14 protein-coding genes, 16 tRNA genes and 1 pseudogene are annotated in these 18,711 nt (G+C 33.4%); 24 read left to right on the forward strand and 7 right to left on the reverse strand.

Features of this window, described 5'->3' with window-relative positions; genetic code table 11:
- Positions 1–29 precede the first annotated feature (29 nt).
- The 16 genes from CN946_RS22800 to CN946_RS22875 all read left to right on the forward strand — a co-directional run bounded on the left by CN946_RS22800 (position 30) and on the right by CN946_RS22875 (position 1,628).
- A tRNA-Asn gene (locus CN946_RS22800) sits at positions 30–104 on the forward strand.
- Between the two features lie 4 nt (positions 105–108).
- Positions 109–200 (forward strand) — tRNA-Ser (locus CN946_RS22805).
- 23 nt (positions 201–223) lie between these two features.
- A tRNA-Glu gene (locus tag CN946_RS22810) sits at positions 224–298 on the forward strand.
- Between the two features lie 9 nt (positions 299–307).
- Positions 308–383 (forward strand) — tRNA-Val (locus CN946_RS22815).
- Between the two features lie 53 nt (positions 384–436).
- A tRNA-Met gene (locus tag CN946_RS22820) sits at positions 437–513 on the forward strand.
- A gap of 3 nt (positions 514–516) precedes the next feature.
- Positions 517–592 (forward strand) — tRNA-Asp (locus CN946_RS22825).
- A gap of 8 nt (positions 593–600) precedes the next feature.
- Positions 601–676 (forward strand) — tRNA-Phe (locus tag CN946_RS22830).
- 28 nt (positions 677–704) lie between these two features.
- Positions 705–777 (forward strand) — tRNA-Thr (locus CN946_RS22835).
- Between the two features lie 10 nt (positions 778–787).
- Positions 788–872, forward strand: a tRNA-Tyr gene (locus CN946_RS22840).
- A 6-nt stretch (positions 873–878) separates the two neighbouring features.
- A tRNA-Trp gene (locus CN946_RS22845) sits at positions 879–952 on the forward strand.
- A gap of 15 nt (positions 953–967) precedes the next feature.
- Positions 968–1,043: transfer RNA gene (locus CN946_RS22850), tRNA-His, on the forward strand.
- Positions 1,044–1,123: 80 nt separating this feature from the next.
- Positions 1,124–1,198: transfer RNA gene (locus CN946_RS22855), tRNA-Gln, on the forward strand.
- Positions 1,199–1,203: 5 nt separating this feature from the next.
- Positions 1,204–1,278, forward strand: a tRNA-Gly gene (locus CN946_RS22860).
- Positions 1,279–1,283: 5 nt separating this feature from the next.
- Positions 1,284–1,354: transfer RNA gene (locus CN946_RS22865), tRNA-Cys, on the forward strand.
- Positions 1,355–1,368: 14 nt separating this feature from the next.
- Positions 1,369–1,452: transfer RNA gene (locus CN946_RS22870), tRNA-Leu, on the forward strand.
- Positions 1,453–1,545: 93 nt separating this feature from the next.
- Positions 1,546–1,628, forward strand: a tRNA-Leu gene (locus tag CN946_RS22875).
- A 214-nt stretch (positions 1,629–1,842) separates the two neighbouring features.
- Here CN946_RS22875 and CN946_RS22880 read toward each other — a convergent pair.
- Positions 1,843–2,139, reverse strand: coding sequence for a hypothetical protein (locus tag CN946_RS22880; protein ID WP_098863132.1), 297 nt, complete (start codon positions 2,137–2,139; stop codon positions 1,843–1,845).
- A gap of 496 nt (positions 2,140–2,635) precedes the next feature.
- On the opposite strand from CN946_RS22880, the gene queG reads away from it, so the two are divergent.
- The 7 genes from queG (at position 2,636) to CN946_RS23650 (ending at position 10,758) form a co-directional block, all read left to right on the forward strand.
- Entirely contained in the window at positions 2,636–3,760 is a 1,125-nt protein-coding gene (gene queG, locus CN946_RS22885) for a tRNA epoxyqueuosine(34) reductase QueG (protein WP_098863133.1), read from the forward strand.
- A gap of 76 nt (positions 3,761–3,836) precedes the next feature.
- A complete protein-coding gene (locus CN946_RS22890; protein WP_176547424.1) occupies positions 3,837–4,751 on the forward strand; it encodes an amidase domain-containing protein in 915 nt (304 codons plus the stop codon).
- Positions 4,752–4,813: 62 nt separating this feature from the next.
- Positions 4,814–5,308, forward strand: coding sequence for a tRNA (uridine(34)/cytosine(34)/5-carboxymethylaminomethyluridine(34)-2'-O)-methyltransferase TrmL (trmL, locus tag CN946_RS22895; RefSeq protein ID WP_098430044.1), 495 nt, complete (start codon positions 4,814–4,816; stop codon positions 5,306–5,308).
- Between the two features lie 437 nt (positions 5,309–5,745).
- Positions 5,746–7,641 carry a PrkA family serine protein kinase gene (locus tag CN946_RS22900; RefSeq protein WP_098863135.1) on the forward strand — a complete coding sequence of 632 codons (1,896 nt, stop codon included), beginning with the start codon at positions 5,746–5,748 and terminating at the stop codon, positions 7,639–7,641.
- A gap of 103 nt (positions 7,642–7,744) precedes the next feature.
- Positions 7,745–8,647 carry an aldo/keto reductase gene (locus CN946_RS22905; protein ID WP_098863136.1) on the forward strand — a complete coding sequence of 301 codons (903 nt, stop codon included), beginning with the start codon at positions 7,745–7,747 and terminating at the stop codon, positions 8,645–8,647.
- A 323-nt stretch (positions 8,648–8,970) separates the two neighbouring features.
- A complete protein-coding gene (yhbH, locus tag CN946_RS22910; protein ID WP_098863137.1) occupies positions 8,971–10,164 on the forward strand; it encodes a sporulation protein YhbH in 1,194 nt (397 codons plus the stop codon).
- A gap of 420 nt (positions 10,165–10,584) precedes the next feature.
- Positions 10,585–10,758, forward strand: coding sequence for a hypothetical protein (locus CN946_RS23650; protein ID WP_176547425.1), 174 nt, complete (start codon positions 10,585–10,587; stop codon positions 10,756–10,758).
- 129 nt (positions 10,759–10,887) lie between these two features.
- On the opposite strand, the gene CN946_RS22915 is transcribed toward CN946_RS23650, so the two are convergent.
- Entirely contained in the window at positions 10,888–11,640 is a 753-nt protein-coding gene (locus CN946_RS22915) for a DUF3888 domain-containing protein (RefSeq protein WP_141546968.1), read from the reverse strand.
- 356 nt (positions 11,641–11,996) lie between these two features.
- Entirely contained in the window at positions 11,997–12,923 is a 927-nt protein-coding gene (locus tag CN946_RS22920; RefSeq protein WP_098863139.1) for a DMT family transporter, read from the reverse strand.
- A gap of 119 nt (positions 12,924–13,042) precedes the next feature.
- Between CN946_RS22920 and pdxR the strand changes: the two genes are divergently transcribed.
- Positions 13,043–14,440, forward strand: a complete 1,398-nt coding sequence (gene pdxR / locus CN946_RS22925; protein WP_098863140.1) for a MocR-like pyridoxine biosynthesis transcription factor PdxR — start codon at positions 13,043–13,045, stop codon at positions 14,438–14,440.
- Between the two features lie 139 nt (positions 14,441–14,579).
- On the opposite strand, the pseudogene CN946_RS22930 reads toward pdxR, so the two are convergent.
- The 4 genes and pseudogenes from CN946_RS22930 to CN946_RS22945 form a co-directional block, all read right to left on the reverse strand.
- Positions 14,580–14,843: pseudogene (locus tag CN946_RS22930) on the reverse strand (purine/pyrimidine permease); the annotation flags it as partial.
- A 128-nt stretch (positions 14,844–14,971) separates the two neighbouring features.
- Positions 14,972–16,066 carry a Ger(x)C family spore germination protein gene (locus CN946_RS22935; RefSeq protein ID WP_098863141.1) on the reverse strand — a complete coding sequence of 365 codons (1,095 nt, stop codon included), beginning with the start codon at positions 16,064–16,066 and terminating at the stop codon, positions 14,972–14,974.
- Positions 16,063–17,175 carry a GerAB/ArcD/ProY family transporter gene (locus tag CN946_RS22940; RefSeq protein ID WP_176547426.1) on the reverse strand — a complete coding sequence of 371 codons (1,113 nt, stop codon included), beginning with the start codon at positions 17,173–17,175 and terminating at the stop codon, positions 16,063–16,065. Before CN946_RS22940 ends, CN946_RS22935 begins: the two co-directional genes overlap by 4 nt.
- Positions 17,172–18,632 carry a spore germination protein gene (locus CN946_RS22945; RefSeq protein ID WP_176547427.1) on the reverse strand — a complete coding sequence of 487 codons (1,461 nt, stop codon included), beginning with the start codon at positions 18,630–18,632 and terminating at the stop codon, positions 17,172–17,174. The genes CN946_RS22940 and CN946_RS22945 overlap by 4 nt, the downstream gene beginning before the upstream one ends.
- Between the last annotated feature and the right edge of the window lie 79 nt (positions 18,633–18,711).

The following is an 18,711-nucleotide window of genomic DNA, read 5'->3' on the forward strand; positions in this document are numbered from 1 at the left end:
GAGTAGAACGTCGCTTGGTTTATGATTATTCCGCAGTAGCTCAGTGGTAGAGCACTCGGCTGTTAACCGAGTGGTCGTAGGTTCGAACCCTACCTGCGGAGCCATTTTGGAGAGCTGTCCGAGTGGCCGAAGGAGCACGATTGGAAATCGTGTAGGCGGGTAACCCTGTCTCAAGGGTTCAAATCCCTTGCTCTCCGCCACATGTTTTCAGCACTATTATACTGGCCCGTTGGTCAAGCGGTTAAGACACCGCCCTTTCACGGCGGTAACACGGGTTCGAGTCCCGTACGGGTCACCATTTTATCCTGGAGGATTAGCTCAGCTGGGAGAGCACCTGCCTTACAAGCAGGGGGTCGGCGGTTCGAGCCCGTCATCCTCCACCATCTAATTAATAAAATATAGTTCATGGATCTATAAGAAATAGAATCCAAATTATCGCGGGGTGGAGCAGTCTGGTAGCTCGTCGGGCTCATAACCCGAAGGTCGCAGGTTCAAATCCTGTCCCCGCAACCAAATGGTCCCGTGGTGTAGCGGTTAACATGCCTGCCTGTCACGCAGGAGATCGCCGGTTCGATCCCGGTCGGGACCGCCATTTAAGATGGCTCGGTAGCTCAGTCGGTAGAGCAGAGGACTGAAAATCCTCGTGTCGGCGGTTCGATTCCGTCCCGAGCCACCATCTTAAAAATATAGTATATAATTATTAAGCCGACTTAGCTCAATTGGTAGAGCAACTGACTTGTAATCAGTAGGTTGGGGGTTCAAGTCCTCTAGTCGGCACTCTTTAACCGGAGGGGTAGCGAAGTGGCTAAACGCGGCGGACTGTAAATCCGCTCCCTGTGGGTTCGGCGGTTCGAATCCGTCCCCCTCCACCATTTTATAGGGGCATAGTTTAACGGTAGAATAGAGGTCTCCAAAACCTTTGGTGTGGGTTCGATTCCTACTGCCCCTGCCAAATAATACAATAATGGCGGTCGTGGCGAAGTGGTTAACGCATCGGATTGTGGTTCCGACACTCGTGGGTTCGATTCCCATCGGTCGCCCCATTTAAATTATTGTAACGTTTACTCGAGTGGGTAATATAATTTATAATAAATTGAATATAGTATATAAAGTTCTTAATTAATGGGCTATAGCCAAGCGGTAAGGCAACGGATTTTGATTCCGTCATGCCCTGGTTCGAATCCAGGTAGCCCAGCCATTTATGCGGAAGTAGTTCAGTGGTAGAATACAACCTTGCCAAGGTTGGGGTCGCGGGTTCGAACCCCGTCTTCCGCTCCAAATATGGCGGTATAGCCAAGTGGTAAGGCAGAGGTCTGCAAAACCTTTATCATCGGTTCAAATCCGGTTACCGCCTTTTAATTTAATTCTGCCGGGGTGGTGGAATGGCAGACACACAGGACTTAAAATCCTGCGGGGGTTGACCCCGTGCCGGTTCGAGTCCGGCCCTCGGTATCATTAAACCTCTTACTTTTGTAAGAGGTTTTTAATTACAGATTTGAATGGACAATTTGTCTTTTATATATTATAATTATTTTATAACTTTTTGGCGGTGTGGTGGAATGGCAGACACGCCTGACTCAAAATCAGGTATCTTCACGGATGTGCAGGTTCAAGTCCTGTCACCGCTATATTGAATTAAGGGAAGAGGATTTTGCAGAGATGCAGAATCCTTTTTTGTTAGATCCTAAAGGGTAAGCAAAAGAATAGGCTTTTTATAATCTTCATCTTCATCCAGCATTTAATAATTGTCTTCATTATGTATTAATAATCATCATAAAGAAAAGCAGCAACTATAACAATGGTCGCTGCCTTTTTTATGTGGCTATTCAGAAATGCTATTCGTTACATTTTTACATACTTACGTTTTTGCTTAGTACCAAGCCAATCAAATTGTTTTGGTTTTCTTTTATTTGCTAAAGTAACTACTAAGCCTGTTGTTGCTATTAGTAGGCTTGCAGCAGCTACTTTGATAGTAAATTGTTTTGCATCTTTTAATTTCTCATTATTGTATCGATCAAGTTCCTTAAGTGTATCCTGTGTAAAATCAATTCTGTCGTTTGTTTCTTCAATCAAACTACAGACACCTTCGAAACTTTCGACCAAAGGATTTTTTTCTTCATTTACCAAAGGATCTGTCATAGTTACTCTCCTCCTATATTTAACCTATAAAGAAGAATTCTATGGGAAAATTCATTATACCTTCATTCAAATTTCTACAAATCTTTTATTATTTTCTGCTATTAGTTAATTAATTAAAGTTCTAATGATTATTGTTCTTTTTCTTACTCACATCATCCGTTATTTTTAACTTCTATAAATATTTTCTATACTCAATCACACTAGAACCCTTTCGACAAAAATTGATTTTATTCTTGAATTTATGACATATTTATGATAAATTTAATTACAAGCTCATTAAAAACCTACTAAATACATATTAAATTGTATTAGTAGTAGCACTTATAACTTGATAACAACGCAGTGTATTGATTCATTCGAAGAACGATACATTGCGTTTTTTTATATTAAAATGTCTATTATTAAAGCCTTTTATGAAATAATTAGATAAAGAAATAATTTTCTGACTAGAATAGAAAATATAATTTGTAAATTAACAGGCAGTTAGGTGATTCTTGTGAATATAAAAGAATTTCAAAAAGAATTGATATCATATAGTAAAGAAATTGGAATAGATAAGATTGGATTTACGACTGTTGATCCATTTTTAACATTAAAAAATCGCTTATATAGGCAGCAGGAATTAAATTATCAATCGGGTTTTGAGACAAAGGATATTGAGCGAAGAGTAGATGCAACAAAAATTATGACAGAAGCTAATTCAATTATTGCAATTGCTCTAGCATATCCATCTAAATTAAAAAATCCTCCTAAAAGTAAAAAAGGATCTACAAGAGGAATTTTTTGTAGGGCCTCATGGGGTGAAGATTACCATGTAGTTGTAAAAAAGAAATTACTTCAGCTTGAGTCATTTATATTATTACATTATCCAAGTGCAAAGGTTCAGTCGATGGTCGATACTGGTGAGCTAGTAGATCGAGCTGTGGCCGAGCGAGCTGGTATAGGTTGGAGTGCTAAGAATTGTTCAATTATTACGCCAGAATTCGGTTCTTATGTGTATTTAGGGGAAATGATTACATCATTACCTTTTGAACCAGATTCTCCTATTGAAGAACAGTGTGGAGAGTGTACAAAATGCCTGGATGTTTGTCCAACAAGTGCAATTGTTTCTCCAGGTCAATTAAATGCTAAAAATTGTATTGCTTTTTTAACCCAATCAAAAGAGATGATTCCTGTTGAGTTTCGAAAAGAGCTGGGAAATCGTATATATGGATGCGATACATGTCAGACAGTTTGTCCTAAAAATAAAGGAATTAATTTTACTCATCATACTGAGATGGAACCTGATCCGGAAACTGTAAAACCTTTATTACGCTCTGTATTAAAGGTAAGTAACAGAGAGTTTAAAAGTCAGTTTGGCCAAATGTCTGGGTCATGGAGAGGAAAGAACCCTATTCAGCGAAATGCCATCATTGCTTTAGCACATTTTAAAGATGAATCGGCATTAGATGATTTAAAGGAATTAGCGAAAAAAGATGCAAGACCAGTAATTAGAGGTACAGCTATTTGGGCTATTTTTGAGATTGAAGGAAAGAACAGTACACCATTTATTGAAAGTTGTTTGCAAAAAGAGCAAGACGAGATTGTATTAAATGAAATTAAAGCTGTTCTTTCAAAGTAAACAATATTGAGTGGTATAATCTCTTATTTTTCAACATCGTATAGAATAAGAATATATGTTGAAAAGGGGGATTATCTTGTTTAATCGTGAACTTTTAGAGAGTTATTTAAAAGAACGATTACAACTTTACTTTGGTGAAGGGCATCGAAGTCATCCTATTCAAGAAAAAGAATATCAGGCAATCAGGCGTAAAGTTGAATTATATAATAAGCGTAATGTTTCATTAGTGAAAGTATATGGAAATCTTGATGTAAACAATATTTGGACTGAACAGGCCGTAACGTATATAAATTATACATTCCATACGCGATATTTTTTAAAGCAAAACGATTTATATTTTGAAGAGGATCAACATGAAAGACAGATCGCGATTGAAAATGATGAAATCTTATATGACATAGCTTTCCCGATTGATAATCAAGTTGAAAATTTTGAACTCGAAGAAGAAGGTTCAGATGAAAATGAATCCTTAGATCGAAATAACAGATATAACCGATTTAATGCTGTTAAATATGCTGAAACCTGGTGGGATGGCCATAATAAAGAATATCCATTGTATGCAAATGATTGTACTAATTTTATATCTCAATGTTTAAGGGCTGGAGGCATTCGTATGGTTGGAATGCCAAAACCAGGGACAGGGTGGTGGTATAAAAATCATTCTAATAGTAGTTATAGCTGGAGAGTTGCTCATGCATTAAGAAGATTTTTACCTGCGCCTAAAACTGGAATTAAAGCAGAAGAGGTGCCTTCTCCAAAAGATCTTACATTGGGGGATATTATCGTATATGATTTTGAAGGTGATGGAGTATGGAATCATTGTACAATCGTTGTTGCTAAGGATGAAAACGGTGAACCTTTAGTGAATGCACATACTGTAAATAGCCGTAAAAGATATTGGTCATACTTTGATTCTTCTGCTTTTACGGAGAATATTAAGTATAAGTTTTTTCACTTCGTTGATGACTTTTCTAACCCTCCAATGGAATAATACCTTATTAATTACGAATTTGGTATAATATAAAGCATTGAAACAATATAGAGGTGAAAAAGATGGGAATACACGTTGTATTATATCAACCACAAATTCCAGCAAATACAGGAAATATTGCACGTACTTGTGCAGGAACAGATACAAGTTTGCATTTAATCCGTCCGTTAGGTTTTTCAACTGATGATAAAATGTTAAAAAGAGCTGGTCTTGATTATTGGGAGCATGTAGATATACATTATCATGATTCTTTGGACGATTTATTTGATCAATATAAAGACGGGAAATTTTACTTTATAACTAAATTTGGGGAAAAAACATATTCAAACTTTGACTATACAAATTTAGATGAAGAGATTTTCTTTGTATTTGGTAGAGAAACAACAGGGCTTCCGAAAGAGTTAATTGAAAAAAACATGGAAACTTGCTTACGTATACCAATGACAGATCATATTAGATCTCTAAATTTATCAAATACAGCTGCAATTTTAATTTACGAAGCTTTACGTCAGCAAGATTTCCGTGAGTTGTTGAAGGTAAAGGATTATTCTAAGTAATAAAAGTCACCATATAAATGGTGATTTTTTTTATTAAATTAAGATTTTATTTAAGAGTAAACAAATAAAAAAGATGCTTCCATTAGAACGGTCTAAATAAAATTAAGACCCGCGTTTAGAAGCATCTTTTAAAAAATATTATCTGTTTTTCAGTCCAGGTTTGTCATTATAGCCGCCTGTGAAAATTGCTGCTAAGAATGATGCTGTAACTAATAAAATTAATACTAGTCTCATCAGTATGTATCCTCCCAATTGAAAAATTCCCAACACCCTAAACCTTATTATACAGAAAAAACATAGAAATATGAAAGTAAATTTATGAGAATTGGATTTCGATAAAATATATTTTCCTACTCAAAGATATAGCATGAGTACGGACATCCTTGCATATCCTTTAATAATCTCTCTTACAGATGAGAAGAAGGAGGTACTTGTCCATGGATATTTTAAAGAAACTTGAGCAGCACCGGGACATGGAACAAAGATTGAAATGGGAAGGCACTTTTGCTGAGTATCTTGAAATGCTAAAAGAGGAGCCCTTGGTTGCACAAACTGCACATTCTAGAATTTATAATATGATTAAAGACGCAGGTATTGAAGAAGTGAATGGTAAAAAAGCCTACAGTTTCTTTAATAACAACCTATATGGATTAGAAGAAGCGCTAGAGAGACTCGTGGAAGAATATTTCCATCCTGCTGCCAAGAGATTAGATGTTAAAAAACGTATTTTATTGTTAATGGGCCCTGTAAGTGGTGGTAAATCTACACTAGTAACGATGTTAAAAAGAGGCTTAGAAAATTATTCAAGGTCTGATCAAGGAGCAATCTACGCTATTAAAGGTTGCCCAATGCATGAAGATCCATTGCATTTAATTCCTAACCATTTAAGAGATGATTTTTTCAATGAATATGGAGTTCGAATTGAAGGAAATCTTTCACCTTTAAACTTAATGAGACTTGAACAAGAGTTTGGTGGAAGAATAGAAGATGTTATGGTAGAAAGAGTATTTTTATCAGAGGATCGTCGAGTTGGTATTGGTACTTTTAGCCCGTCTGATCCAAAATCTCAAGATATTGCAGATTTAACAGGAAGTATTGATTTTTCAACAATTGCTCAATTTGGATCAGAGTCAGATCCGCGTGCCTACCGGTTTGATGGTGAGTTGAATAAAGCAAACCGTGGAATGATGGAATTCCAAGAGATGTTAAAATGTGATGAAAAGTTTTTATGGCACTTATTATCCCTGACACAGGAAGGAAACTTTAAGGCAGGGCGTTTTGCATTGATTTCTGCGGATGAATTAATCATCGCTCATACGAATGAAACAGAGTACAGATCCTTTATTAATAATAAGAAGAATGAAGCACTTCATTCTCGAATAATCGTAATGCCAATTCCGTATAACTTAAGAGTAAGTGAAGAAGAGAGAATTTATCAAAAAATGATCTCTGAAAGTGATGTTTCAAATGTTCATATTGCTCCACATACTTTACGTGTTGCAGCAATGTTTACAATTCTTACTCGTTTAAAAGAACCAAAACGAGGAGATATTGATTTAGTTAAGAAGATGCGTCTATATGATGGTGAAATGGTAGAAGGCTATAACACTGTTGATTTAGAGGAGTTGAAGAAAGAATATTTAGATGAAGGTATGCATGGTATCGATCCGCGTTATGTCATTAACCGTATTTCATCTACAATTATTCGAAAAGAGATTCCTTCAATTAATGCTTTGGATGTATTACGCTCATTAAAAGATGGTTTAGATCAACATCCATCTATTTCTAATGAAGATCGTGAGCGTTATATGAATTTTATCTCAATCGCAAGAAAAGAATATGATGATATAGCAAAACAAGAAGTTCAAAAAGCTTTTGTATATTCATATGAAGAGTCTGCAAAAACACTTATGGATAATTATCTTGATAATGTAGAAGCATATTGCAATAAGAATAAGCTTCGTGATCCTTTAACAGGTGAAGAGATGAATCCAGATGAGAAGTTGATGCGTTCGATTGAAGAACAAATTGGTATCTCTGAGAATGCAAAGAAAGCATTCCGTGAAGAAATACTAATCAGAATCTCGGCATATGCAAGGAAAGGTAAACGTTTTGATTACAATTCACATGAAAGATTAAAAGAAGCAATCCAAAAGAAACTTTTTTCGGATCTGAAGGATGTTGTTAAGATTACGACGTCCACAAAAACTCCTGACGAGCGTCAATTAAAGAAAATCAATGACGTTGTCAGCAGATTAGTTGATGAATATGGTTATAACCCAACATCAGCAAATGAATTATTACGCTACGTAGGCTCATTACTTAACCGATAAATTGTTTAAGCGGCTATCTATTAGATAGCCGTTTTCTTTTGCAATTAATAACGTTTATCCTATAATGATGATAATGATTAAAAAGAAAGGTGAGATAGTGTAGATGAAAAGAATTCAAATAGCTGAAAATCTTGAGTTTTCACAAATTATTCATGGGTTATGGCGTTTATCTGAATGGAAAATGACATCAGAACAATTAGTCACTTTTATAGAAGAATGTATTGATTTAGGAATTACAACCTTTGATCATGCCGATATTTATGGAGGCTATACTTGTGAAGAAATTTTTGGAAAAGCTTTAGCACTAAAACCGGAGCTTCGTGAAAAAATTCAAATCGTTACAAAATGTGGAATAAAGTTAAAGTCATCAAAGTTTCCTGAACTTAAAATGAATCATTATGATACTAGTAAAGAGCATATCCTTATGAGTGTTAATAATTCTCTGGAAAATCTACAAACAGATTATATCGATTTACTTTTAATACATAGACCAAATCCTTTTATGAATCCAAAGGAAATCGCAGAGGCGTTTAATCAACTTCATTCAGAAGGAAAAGTGCGCCACTTTGGGGTTTCAAACTTTTTACCATCTCAATTAAACGCATTACAAGTATATCTAAACATGCCTTTAGTAACAAATCAAATTGAAGTTTCTCCAATGCAATTAGAGCATTTTGAAATGGGAACAATTGATTTATTACTTGAAAAAGATATTGCTCCAATGATTTGGTCCCCATTAGCTGGCGGACAAATTTTTACTAGTCAGTCTGAAACAGCGGTACGAGTTCGAGCAATGCTTGAAGAGGTTTCTAGTGAAATTGGCGCAAATTCAATCGACGAAGTAATGTACGCATGGTTATTAGCTCATCCTGCTAAAATGATGCCAATCGTAGGGTCTGGTAAAATTGAACGTGTTAAAACAGCAGTTGAGTCTACAAATTTAAGTATGTCGACGGAACAATGGCTACGAATTTACGTAGCTGGAATGGGGCATAATTTACCTTAAATAAAAAAGTGGAAAACTTTTTACTAGTTTTCCACTTTTTTTGTTCTTTTTTAAGTATTGTTACATATAGTTAAAGGCAAAAGTTTATTGGAATTTTTATATAAATATATTTATTTTTAAGGACTCGTCCTATTTTCTGAAAAAATGGGTGTAAAATTTAGAAGAAACATTGTCAATTATTGTGTCCTTCTGCATATGATAGAGTAATCCATAAAAAAGGGTAGAAAATCACCTACCGAAATAGTTTATGCAATTGTGTATTACTGTGTGACGATTTTTTTATTTTTACAAATAAATCAAAACAAGTAAGGGAGGGAAAGAAAATGAGTAATGAAAATAATGAACATGATCAAAAGCATAATTTTACCATTTCACAGGAAGACTGGACCCTCCATCGTAAAGGACACGATGACCAACAGCGCCACCAAGAGAAGGTACAAGAGGCGATTAAAAAGAATTTAGCAGATTTGATCACAGAAGAAAGCATCATCATGTCAAACGGGCGCGATGTAGTAAAAATCCCAATTCGGTCACTAGATGAGTATAAGATTAGATACAACTACGATAAAAATAAACACGTTGGTCAGGGTACTGGAGACAGTAAAGTTGGCGATGTAGTGGCAAGAGATGGTTCACAAGGAGGCCAGCCACAAAAAGGTGCTGGTAAAGGGCAAGGCGCAGGCAAAGAATCAGGTGAAGATTATTATGAGGCAGAGGTTTCACTAATGGAATTAGAGGAAGCTCTTTTTAGTCAGTTAGAATTACCTGATCTAAAAAGAAAAGAACAAGATTTAAATACTGTAGAAAACATTGAATTTAATGACGTTAGAAAAACTGGGTTAATGGGCAACATTGATAAAAAACGTACGATGATGTCAGCGTTTAAACGTAACGCCATGAGTGGTACGCCATCATTCTATCCGATATCTCCAGAAGATTTAAAGTTCCGTACATGGAATGAAATTAGAAAACCGGAATCTAAAGCCGTCGTACTCGCAATGATGGATACGAGCGGAAGTATGGGCTTATGGGAAAAGTATATGGCACGAAGCTTCTTCTTTTGGATGACCAGATTTTTAAGAACAAAATATGAATCAGTTGATATCGAGTTTATTGCACACCATACAGAAGCAAAAGTAGTTACAGAAGAAGAGTTCTTCACAAAAGGAGAAAGCGGAGGAACGATCTGTTCATCTGCTTATCGCAAAGCTTTAGAAGTAATTGATTACAAATATTCTCCTGAAAGATATAATATCTATCCATTCCACTTCTCTGATGGAGATAATTTAACATCTGATAATGCTCGCTGCGTAAAATTAGTTCAAGAATTAATGAAAGTGAGCAATATGTTCGGATACGGAGAAGTAAACCAATACAATCGACACTCTACTCTAATGTCCGCATATAAAAACATTAACGATGAAAAATTCCGCTACTACATCCTAAAACAAAAATCAGATGTATTCCATTCAATGAAGAGCTTTTTCAAGCAGGAGTATGAGAAGGCAGCGAAATAATCGCTGGAAGATAGAACTAAATAAAGTACTAATAGAATAGCAAGTGAAACCAGAAGAGCCCGGTAGAGGGTTTTTCTGGTTTTTTGTTGTAAATAGTTAGAGGTTTAATCAATAGTGAAGACAGCGTTTTTATTCGCCATAATGGTAGTTTAGTTCAATAAGATTTGGAAATGATTAATGATAAATTGACAGTTTAAAGCAAATAAAAATATTAGGATGTCTTCAAAAATATGAAAACTTCAGCTAATCATGGAATAATATTAACTGGTATATCACCCTTAATATCGTGGGATTTTTTAAATTTATTTAATACTTCAGATTTTTTGTTTTTGTAAAATAATTTCTTTTTTGTGTTATAATTTTAGAGTGTGATTGTAATATATGCATCTTAGAATTTCTAAAAGGAGCAAAATTTTTAAAATGAAATGGTTAATTGTATTTGGACCAGTAATAGAAATAGCATTATATGCAATAGTTTCTAAGTTTTGGGTAAGTGATTTTAAAGAAATAAAACCAATAATTATTTTACAAATAGTACTTTACACTTTTCTTATTACACCATTATTACTTTGGGGATATATGTTAAAGCACTAATAAATATAATTTTATAATGAAGTAAGCATTCCAACGAAAATTCGGGAAGAATGCTTTTTTTTATCCTTATTTTTCTTGGCCTATAGGATTGTTATGCAACTAATGCTAGCGTTAGTTGCATAAGCAATTTTACAAATACCAAAGCAACTTATTTTTCATTTTCTTACCATTCTTATTCATCTTTTTTACAACTTCCCATTCCTTATTTTGCTTAATCACTTCATAAAGTGTATTTGTTCCATCTGATTTCTTAAAAAGGATATATGCTTTATTCCCATTTATAAAAGTAACAGGAGAAATTACGTTTTTATAAGGTGGATGGATCTCTGGATTTAAAATGTTATTAACAATCTCCAAAGTAATATTGGCAAGAGATTTGTATTCCTTTTCTTTTTCTGCTTTATATTGAAGCTGCGAATAATTATATTCTGAATATAGCTTTAAATTTAAATTAAACGATTGCTTTATATCTGAAATAGTCTCACTATAAAACTGTTTAAATTTCCTTTCCTCTTGATCGTCTTCATGAACATAACTAATCTTCTTAATTCCCATTGGGCTTATATCAAAAATGATTGTCTCCTTTCCATAAGGAGGATTGTGAGCATGTTCAAAAGTATTCACTTGGACTTTTGCTGTAAAGCTATAGCTTCCTTCGCGATCCCTCTTAATATTTAATATTTTCGCATCATACAAACCATACGCTTTATGATATCCATAATAATCTTCTACACCTTTTGAAATATAAGGATCGAGTGTAGTCAGCAATGTATCATGTAGTAATTTATTATTTATTTCATTTTGATTTGCTTTAATTACATAAGGTTGAATAAGAAAAATAAACGTGCTAATTGAGATTAATATACAAAATTTTATCTTCATATAAACCTGCCTAATGTATTTTAGGTTTATATTTACCCATGCAAAAAAAACGATACTTTGGTCCTGACAATTTATTCTCCCAATTACCACAATAACAAGTTTCCGCTAATACATCCTTAACCACAAATCAGATGCTTTCCATTCAATGAAGAGCTTCTTTAAGTAGGAGCATGAGAAGGCAGCGAAATAATAGCCTAACAATTGGATTTAAAGACATAAGAATAAAATAGTAAGTGTAAAACAAAAAAAGCCCCATTTCTGTTTTTTTGTCATAAAGTTTTAGTGTTTAATCAATAGTGAAGACAGGGTTCTTATTCAACATAAAGTAAAAATAGACCTCCTTTTTACATTTAGCATTATATTTGTTCAGTTGTGAAAGTGGATTTTGCTACTTTTTCTGGCATTGTTAAGAAAATAACTGCGATGACGATACAAATACCACCTAGTAATTGGTATACTCCGAAAGATTCCTTTAGCCAAGTAATAGAAACAATTGTTGCTACAAGTGGTTCAATACTAGATAAAATACTAGTCTCTGTTGCTGATAAATATTTTAGGCTACCGATGTAGAGAAGAAAAGAAAGTGTACCTATTATAATAATTAAAATTAGTATAGAGAATGTTGACAACGTAAAGGTTTGTGAGTATTGTTTCCATTCAAAAGAATGATTGCAAATATATAATGCAATACCTCCGATTAGCATACCCCAGCCAATAATAAGAGTCGTCCCCCATCGTTGAATAAGTGAAGCAGGGTGAAGTGTATAGAATGTAAAACCAATAGCAGTTAACAGTCCGAATAAAATAGTTTCCTTAGACATGACAATATTATGGGCTGATCCATTTGTAATAATAAAGTATGTGCCGATCAGTGCAGAGAAAATTGCTAGCACTTGCATAGTAGAAGGAAGTTTTTTATGCTGTATTGCAACATAAATAGTAATCAGAACTGGCCCTAAAAATTGGAATAGAGTAGCGGTCACAGCGTTGCTAATATGCACAGTTTCAATAAAAGCATATTGTGCGCCAAGCATCCCGAGAATAGAGAAAATAATAAGGTGTAATAGATGAACTGGTTGTTGCCAAATACGAAATATATTTTGTTTTTTTGTAAGTAAGAAACATAAAATAAAGACCCCAGCAAGTAAGAGGCGAATTACTAAATAGTCGATAGATGATATTTTCGTACGTTGAAAAAACCACTGAATTAATGGACCTGATAACCCCCATAAAGTAGCTCCTGTAAGAATCATAAATAGTCCAAGACGTCTGTTGTTTTGCATGATCATGATGCTCCTTTCAAAAATTGATTTTATTCGATTTACATGATAAAAAGAATTATATAAAACCTCTGGTACTATATAAAGTATCAATAATTCGTTTTATGAAGGGGTCAGATTTTATGTTAGAGTTAACACCAAATTTGAATATTGAGTCAAAAGTGCCGTTGTATGTACAGTTATATGGGTATATAAAAGAAGAAATAAGAAGTGGAAAAATCCCTCCTATGACGAAGCTACCAGCAAAAAGAAAGTTAGCAATGTATTTAGAAGTGAGTAAAAATACAGTTGAATCGGCATATGAACAACTTCTGGCAGAAGGGTATATTGAATCAGTTTCACGTAAGGGGTATTTTGTATGTGAAATTGAGCAAATGATGCTTATAGAGAAAAAAAGAGAATTCGTTAAGGAAGTATTATACGGAGAACAGATATATAAATATGATTTTACACAAACGGGTGTAGATCCAAAGACATTTCCATTCGCTGTCTATCGGAAAATTTCAAATGAAGTATGGCAACAAGAAAATAAGGACCTTCTATTTCTTGGTCATCCTCAAGGCGAATCCAACTTGCGTGAAGAGATTGCGAAATATTTATATGAATCAAGAGGTGTTAGATGTTCAGCGAGTCAAATTGTAATAGGAGCCGGAACCCAATTTTTAATAAGAATCTTGTTTCAATTACTAAGGGGAAAGCATTTTGCAGTTGAAAATCCAGGGTATCATCGAAAGTTGGTTGTTTTTGAGAAGGGAGAAGATAATGTTCAAATGATCCCACTTGATGAGGATGGGATTTCTATTGCAGCTTTAGAAGCTAGCAAAGCGAAAGTTATTTTCGTTACACCGTCTCACCAATTTCCTTGTGGAATGATTATGCCAATTAAAAGAAGAGGACAACTCTTACAATGGGCACAAGAGGAGTATGGACGTTATATTATTGAAGATGATTATGATAGTGAATTTCGTTATTCTGGAAAACCGATTCCAGCATTGCAGGGACTTGACATAGAGGGAAACGTAATTTACATGGGAACATTTTCAAAAGCTTTACTCCCATCATTACGAATGAGTTATATGGTGTTGCCAAAACAGCTGATTAAATTGTATCATTCACAATATTTATTTTACACACAAAGTGTCTCGAGAATTGATCAAGAAATCATTAGAAGATTTTTAAACGAAGGACATTGGGAAAAACATATTCATAAAATGCGAGTTGTATACAGAAAAAAGAGAGATGTACTTGTTTCGGCTATAGTAAAGTACTTTTCTAATAAAGTGGAAGTGATAGGAGAAGATTCTGGCTTACATATTTTATTAAAGGTTCACAATGGAATGTTAGAAGAAGAGTTAATAAAAAGGGCGGCTGAAAATAGTATTAAAGTATATCCAGTTTCAATGTATTATAGCGAAGGGAATAATCCAAAAAATACAGTTTTACTTGGATTTGCTATTTTATCAGAGGCTGAGATTGAAGAGGCTATTCGATTGCTATATAAATCATGGTTCAAAATATAACATGATAGTTTAATAAATAATGCTCAAGGAGTAAAGAAGGCAGCGACATAATTGTTGGGCAATAGAATAAAATGAATTACGAATTGAATAAAAAAACAGAAAAGCCCTTTATAAGGTTTTTCTGTTTTTTTATCAAGAATCATTCTTTCCAAAATTGTTGCAGTAGAATAACAATCATGGTACCTACGAGTAAGCCATTACTTAAAATATATTTAAAGGTAGCTGGTATTCCACTAAATGCACTTTCTGGAAGAAACATTATTCCTAAACTAATTAATAATGAAATTCCTAATATTGTTAATCGACGTTGATTTAATTCTTAACGTAAAATCGATTGAAATGAAATTCCGATCATTTGGACAAAAGTTGCTAAAAGTGCGGCATTTGCAATAGGACCTGGTATATGAACGGGACCATAGATCGAAATGAAGTACGAATTGAACCAAGCAAAACCAAAAAAAGCCCGATATAGGGCTTTTCTGGTTTCGTAATGTAAATAAATGATTGCTAGACTTTACTTGTTTAAATAGTTCATAAAATAATCCCACTTGTATACATAATTACTTTTGTATTGACCTCAAAGGGAACTTTTGAATAGTCCTTTTCCCAATTTATCTTCTTCCATGTATCCGGATGATAAGCCATTATATATCTACCAATCCCTAATGCATCACAATTTGTTTCTTGAAGAATGCTAATTACATCTTTTAGCTCCTTTTCGATGTTTTTAGCAATTTTGTTTTCTACTTCCATTTTCTTTATATTACTAGCTAGATCTTCGCCAGTATACTCAGTTAAATCAATCTTTATTTTAAAATCAATTTTTACTTTAGGTCGGTTTCCATTTTTGATTTGTAGGTTTCTTTTTATACTTTTTACTTTAAAAGAAACAATCTCATTATTGCTCCCCAATGGTTCCGTCAAACTCATCGTATTACTTTTTTTGTCTTTCAGTAATAACAATAATTTTGACTGTTTATTATTTAGGATTTTTCCGGTAAATCGATTGTTTTCTAAAAGTGCGACACCTTGAATTTTAATTGTTTCATCGTCTATTTTTTCTAAATAAGGTAGGACTAAATCAGTACCTGGATCATCCATTTTTTTGTAAACAGTTTCTTGCGTCTCTTTTGGGATAACAGAAATATTTTCAGCGGCCTCAAGCATTTCTGAAAGTGATTCACTAATAAAAATATCTTTATATGTTTTCATTTCAATGATGCTAGAAGCCTGTCCTTTTACAATTGCAACTCTTGAAGTTAGCGTGCTTCGAATAAATCGGAAATAATTATCAAAATAAGGATACAAATTATTTTTTGCAAGATCTTCGCCTAAAAGCATAACTAGTAGTTTGTTAGATGAAAAATTACCAGGTATTTGATAATCAATATTGTTACGTATATCTCTTATAGATATGCCCTCTCCACTGACCTTGTAATTGGTATTCTCAGTTTGGTCACCTTTTGAAACACTAGTTCTAATGCTTACTTTACCTTTAATTTTTCCTTTTGGAAGTTCGTCAAAAGCAACACCAAGTACTAGTGCAGAATCTTTTAATGAGTGTTGGTCCCAGCACCCTGTTAAAAGGAAGATTAATAAAAAAGGAATGTAATGATATTTTTTCATGACAATTTAACTTCCTTACTTTTAATCTTAAATAGAAGGGAGATGAATAATACAAACGTCGGAATCGCAAGTATAAAAATAAAACTTGAAAAAGATAAAATTTTAAGTAAAGTTTCATAAAAACCTTTTGCAGTAGGTATAAAATTGCCAATTAAAAAGATTACTATACAAACTGTAAGCAAGGATGAAGTATGATTTCGATTTTTTCCTAATAAGTTTGAAATACCAACATTAGCTAAGCTTAAATATGACACATAAGAAGAGGCAATAATGATAAACCAGACTGATAGAAATAGTAAATCTAGTCGTTCTAATTCTTTGAAAAAGGTTAATGTTTTAAACAAATAGATTGTTGGTTCTGGGATTGACTTCATCTCCTTATCACTAAAGAATGCAAAACATAAAATCACAGTGAAAAGATTAATGATCGTAATAAACAATATAGAAAAAATGGTACTTTTTATTTTTTTACTATGAGGTTCTTTTACAAATGGGTAGAGCACTAAAAGGCATTCAAAGCCATGTAAGAAATAATAAGAAAGATAACTACCTTTTAAAATATGAGAAAAATTAACGTGAGCAATTGGTAATAAAAATTTCCACTCCACCCGTTGAAATGCTTCTATACTAAAAAAGAAAATGACTAAAAACGCCCAAAAAGATAACTGGAAAAAACGGGCTTGTGTTCGAATTGTTTCTTTCCCTAAGTAAATTCCAATGATCAATAGGAGGAGCAAGATACCCCAAGTTGGCGAGTTTGGAAAAACCCATTTACTAAAAACAAATAGATAAAATTGATTAATTAAATAAGCTGTAAATAAAAAATACAAAATATAACTAATCTTTACTATTCCGCCAATCCACTTACCAAAAAAAAACGTACAAATTTCAAATATAGTTAAATTCGGAAATCGCTTAAGTAAAAATGAGTATAGAAATACAGTACTAATTGAAAATAAACAAGAAAATAAGATTGAAATCCATCCATCATGAGCACTTTCTTTATATAAATAATTTGGTAGTGTAAATATTCCTACATTCATTTGTACGATAACCAGATAAAAAAATAATTGAAAGGATGAAATGGTCTCGTTTTTCTTAATTTTCATTTTTTCCATCCCTTCATTCCTTTAGATTGAATAGTATCTATAGGCTGTGCATTTGTCGGTCGTGTTTTCATTTTCCAACTTGGCATTCTAATTAATGCATCTTTTAGATCTTTTACTCGAATTGGTGCAAGGGGTGAAAAGTATGGAGTACCGAACGACTCGAGCTTTACCATATGAATAAAAATAAGCATCAAACCGAATATAATACCTACAAATCCATAGATTGATGCCAAAATAATCATTGGAAAACTTAATAGTCGAAGTGAAAAGCTCATTTCTTGTGTAGGGATAACAAATGAAGCAACTGCTGTAATTGCGAGTACTACTGTCATTGTATTAGAAACTAAATTAGCCTCTACAATAGCTGTCCCGATAACGAGCCCTCCAACAATGCCAATCGTTTGAGCAATTGGACTTGGCAGTCGAATGGATGCTTCTCTTAATAATTCCAATATTAATTGCATTATGATCGCTTCGACAAATGGAGAAAATGGTACAAATTCAATACTGTTTTGAATAGTGGTAACTAATTCATATGGGAGAATTTCATAGCCAAATGAAACAATTGATATGTATACTGCAGGTAAAGTTATACAAAGAAAAAAACAAAATAGTCTAACGAGTTTTAGAAAAGTCCCAATTAAAACTCTACCATTATAGTCATCGGGAGTTTGGAAAAACATAAAAAAAGAAGCTGGCATAATTGAAACCGTAGGGCTTCCTTCAACAATTACGCAAATTTTACCGTCAAATAAATTAGAAATAACTCGGTCAGGGCGCTCCGTTTCTAGTATTTGTGGAAAGGGTGATAGAGAACTATCCTCAATAAAATCTTCTAACTTACCGGTTGTTAAATTATTTTCTAGTTGAATTGAATTAATACGGACTTTAACATCTTCTAGAATATCTTTATTTACGATATTATCTAAATATAAAATGCCAACATTTGTACCAGGCTCTCCAATTTTTAAAACTTCTATTTTAAAATCAGAGCTTCTAATTCTACTTCTTAGAAAATTTATATTTTTATTAAGACTCTCAACAAAACCGTCATGGGCACCTGAAACAACTTTTTCATTTGTTGGCTCACTTGTCGATCTCACTTCGAATAAAACAGTATCTATGATAAAGGCTTCGTTTGAACCATCAACTAACAATATCGTATTTCCATCCGTAAGAGCCTCTTGTATTTCGTTCAAACAATTAGTTGTCGAAATAGTTGAAACAGGTAGATCGGTCATGATATTACCTTGTTTGATATTCAAAAGTACTTTAATTATTTTCTCATTTATAATATCTTTATTCGAGATTGTATCAATAAAAGCAATACTTAGTGGTCTATCATTGAAAGTAATCTTTCTTGTTTTAAAATCAAAAACATTTGAAAACTTATCTTTTAATTTTTCTAAATTACTAGTAATATCTTTAGAAATTGTAATTTTTGGCTGTGTTTTCAATAATATTCCACCTCCTGTTGGATATTATTTGTAAAATTGATAAACATATTCATTGATCGATTTATGTAATTACAACTTA

This window comes from Bacillus sp. AFS053548 (assembly GCF_002575105.1).
Classification (GTDB): domain Bacteria; phylum Bacillota; class Bacilli; order Bacillales; family Bacillaceae_G; genus Gottfriedia.

Bases quoted from the DNA above. Each gene is read 5' to 3' on its own strand.
- CN946_RS22880 (WP_098863132.1), bottom strand. From the start codon at position 2,139: ATGACAGATCCTTTGGTAAATGAAGAAAAAAATCCTTTGGTCGAAAGT.
- trmL (WP_098430044.1), top strand. From the start codon at position 4,814: ATGGGAATACACGTTGTATTATATCAACCACAAATTCCAGCAAATACA.
- CN946_RS22900 (WP_098863135.1), top strand. From the start codon at position 5,746: ATGGATATTTTAAAGAAACTTGAGCAGCACCGGGACATGGAACAAAGA.
- CN946_RS22905 (WP_098863136.1), top strand. From the start codon at position 7,745: ATGAAAAGAATTCAAATAGCTGAAAATCTTGAGTTTTCACAAATTATT.
- yhbH (WP_098863137.1), top strand. From the start codon at position 8,971: ATGAGTAATGAAAATAATGAACATGATCAAAAGCATAATTTTACCATT.
- CN946_RS23650 (WP_176547425.1), top strand. From the start codon at position 10,585: ATGAAATGGTTAATTGTATTTGGACCAGTAATAGAAATAGCATTATAT.
- CN946_RS22915 (WP_141546968.1), bottom strand. From the start codon at position 11,640: ATGAAGATAAAATTTTGTATATTAATCTCAATTAGCACGTTTATTTTT.
- CN946_RS22920 (WP_098863139.1), bottom strand. From the start codon at position 12,923: ATGCAAAACAACAGACGTCTTGGACTATTTATGATTCTTACAGGAGCT.
- pdxR (WP_098863140.1), top strand. From the start codon at position 13,043: ATGTTAGAGTTAACACCAAATTTGAATATTGAGTCAAAAGTGCCGTTG.
- CN946_RS22935 (WP_098863141.1), bottom strand. From the start codon at position 16,066: ATGAAAAAATATCATTACATTCCTTTTTTATTAATCTTCCTTTTAACA.
- CN946_RS22940 (WP_176547426.1), bottom strand. From the start codon at position 17,175: ATGAAAATTAAGAAAAACGAGACCATTTCATCCTTTCAATTATTTTTT.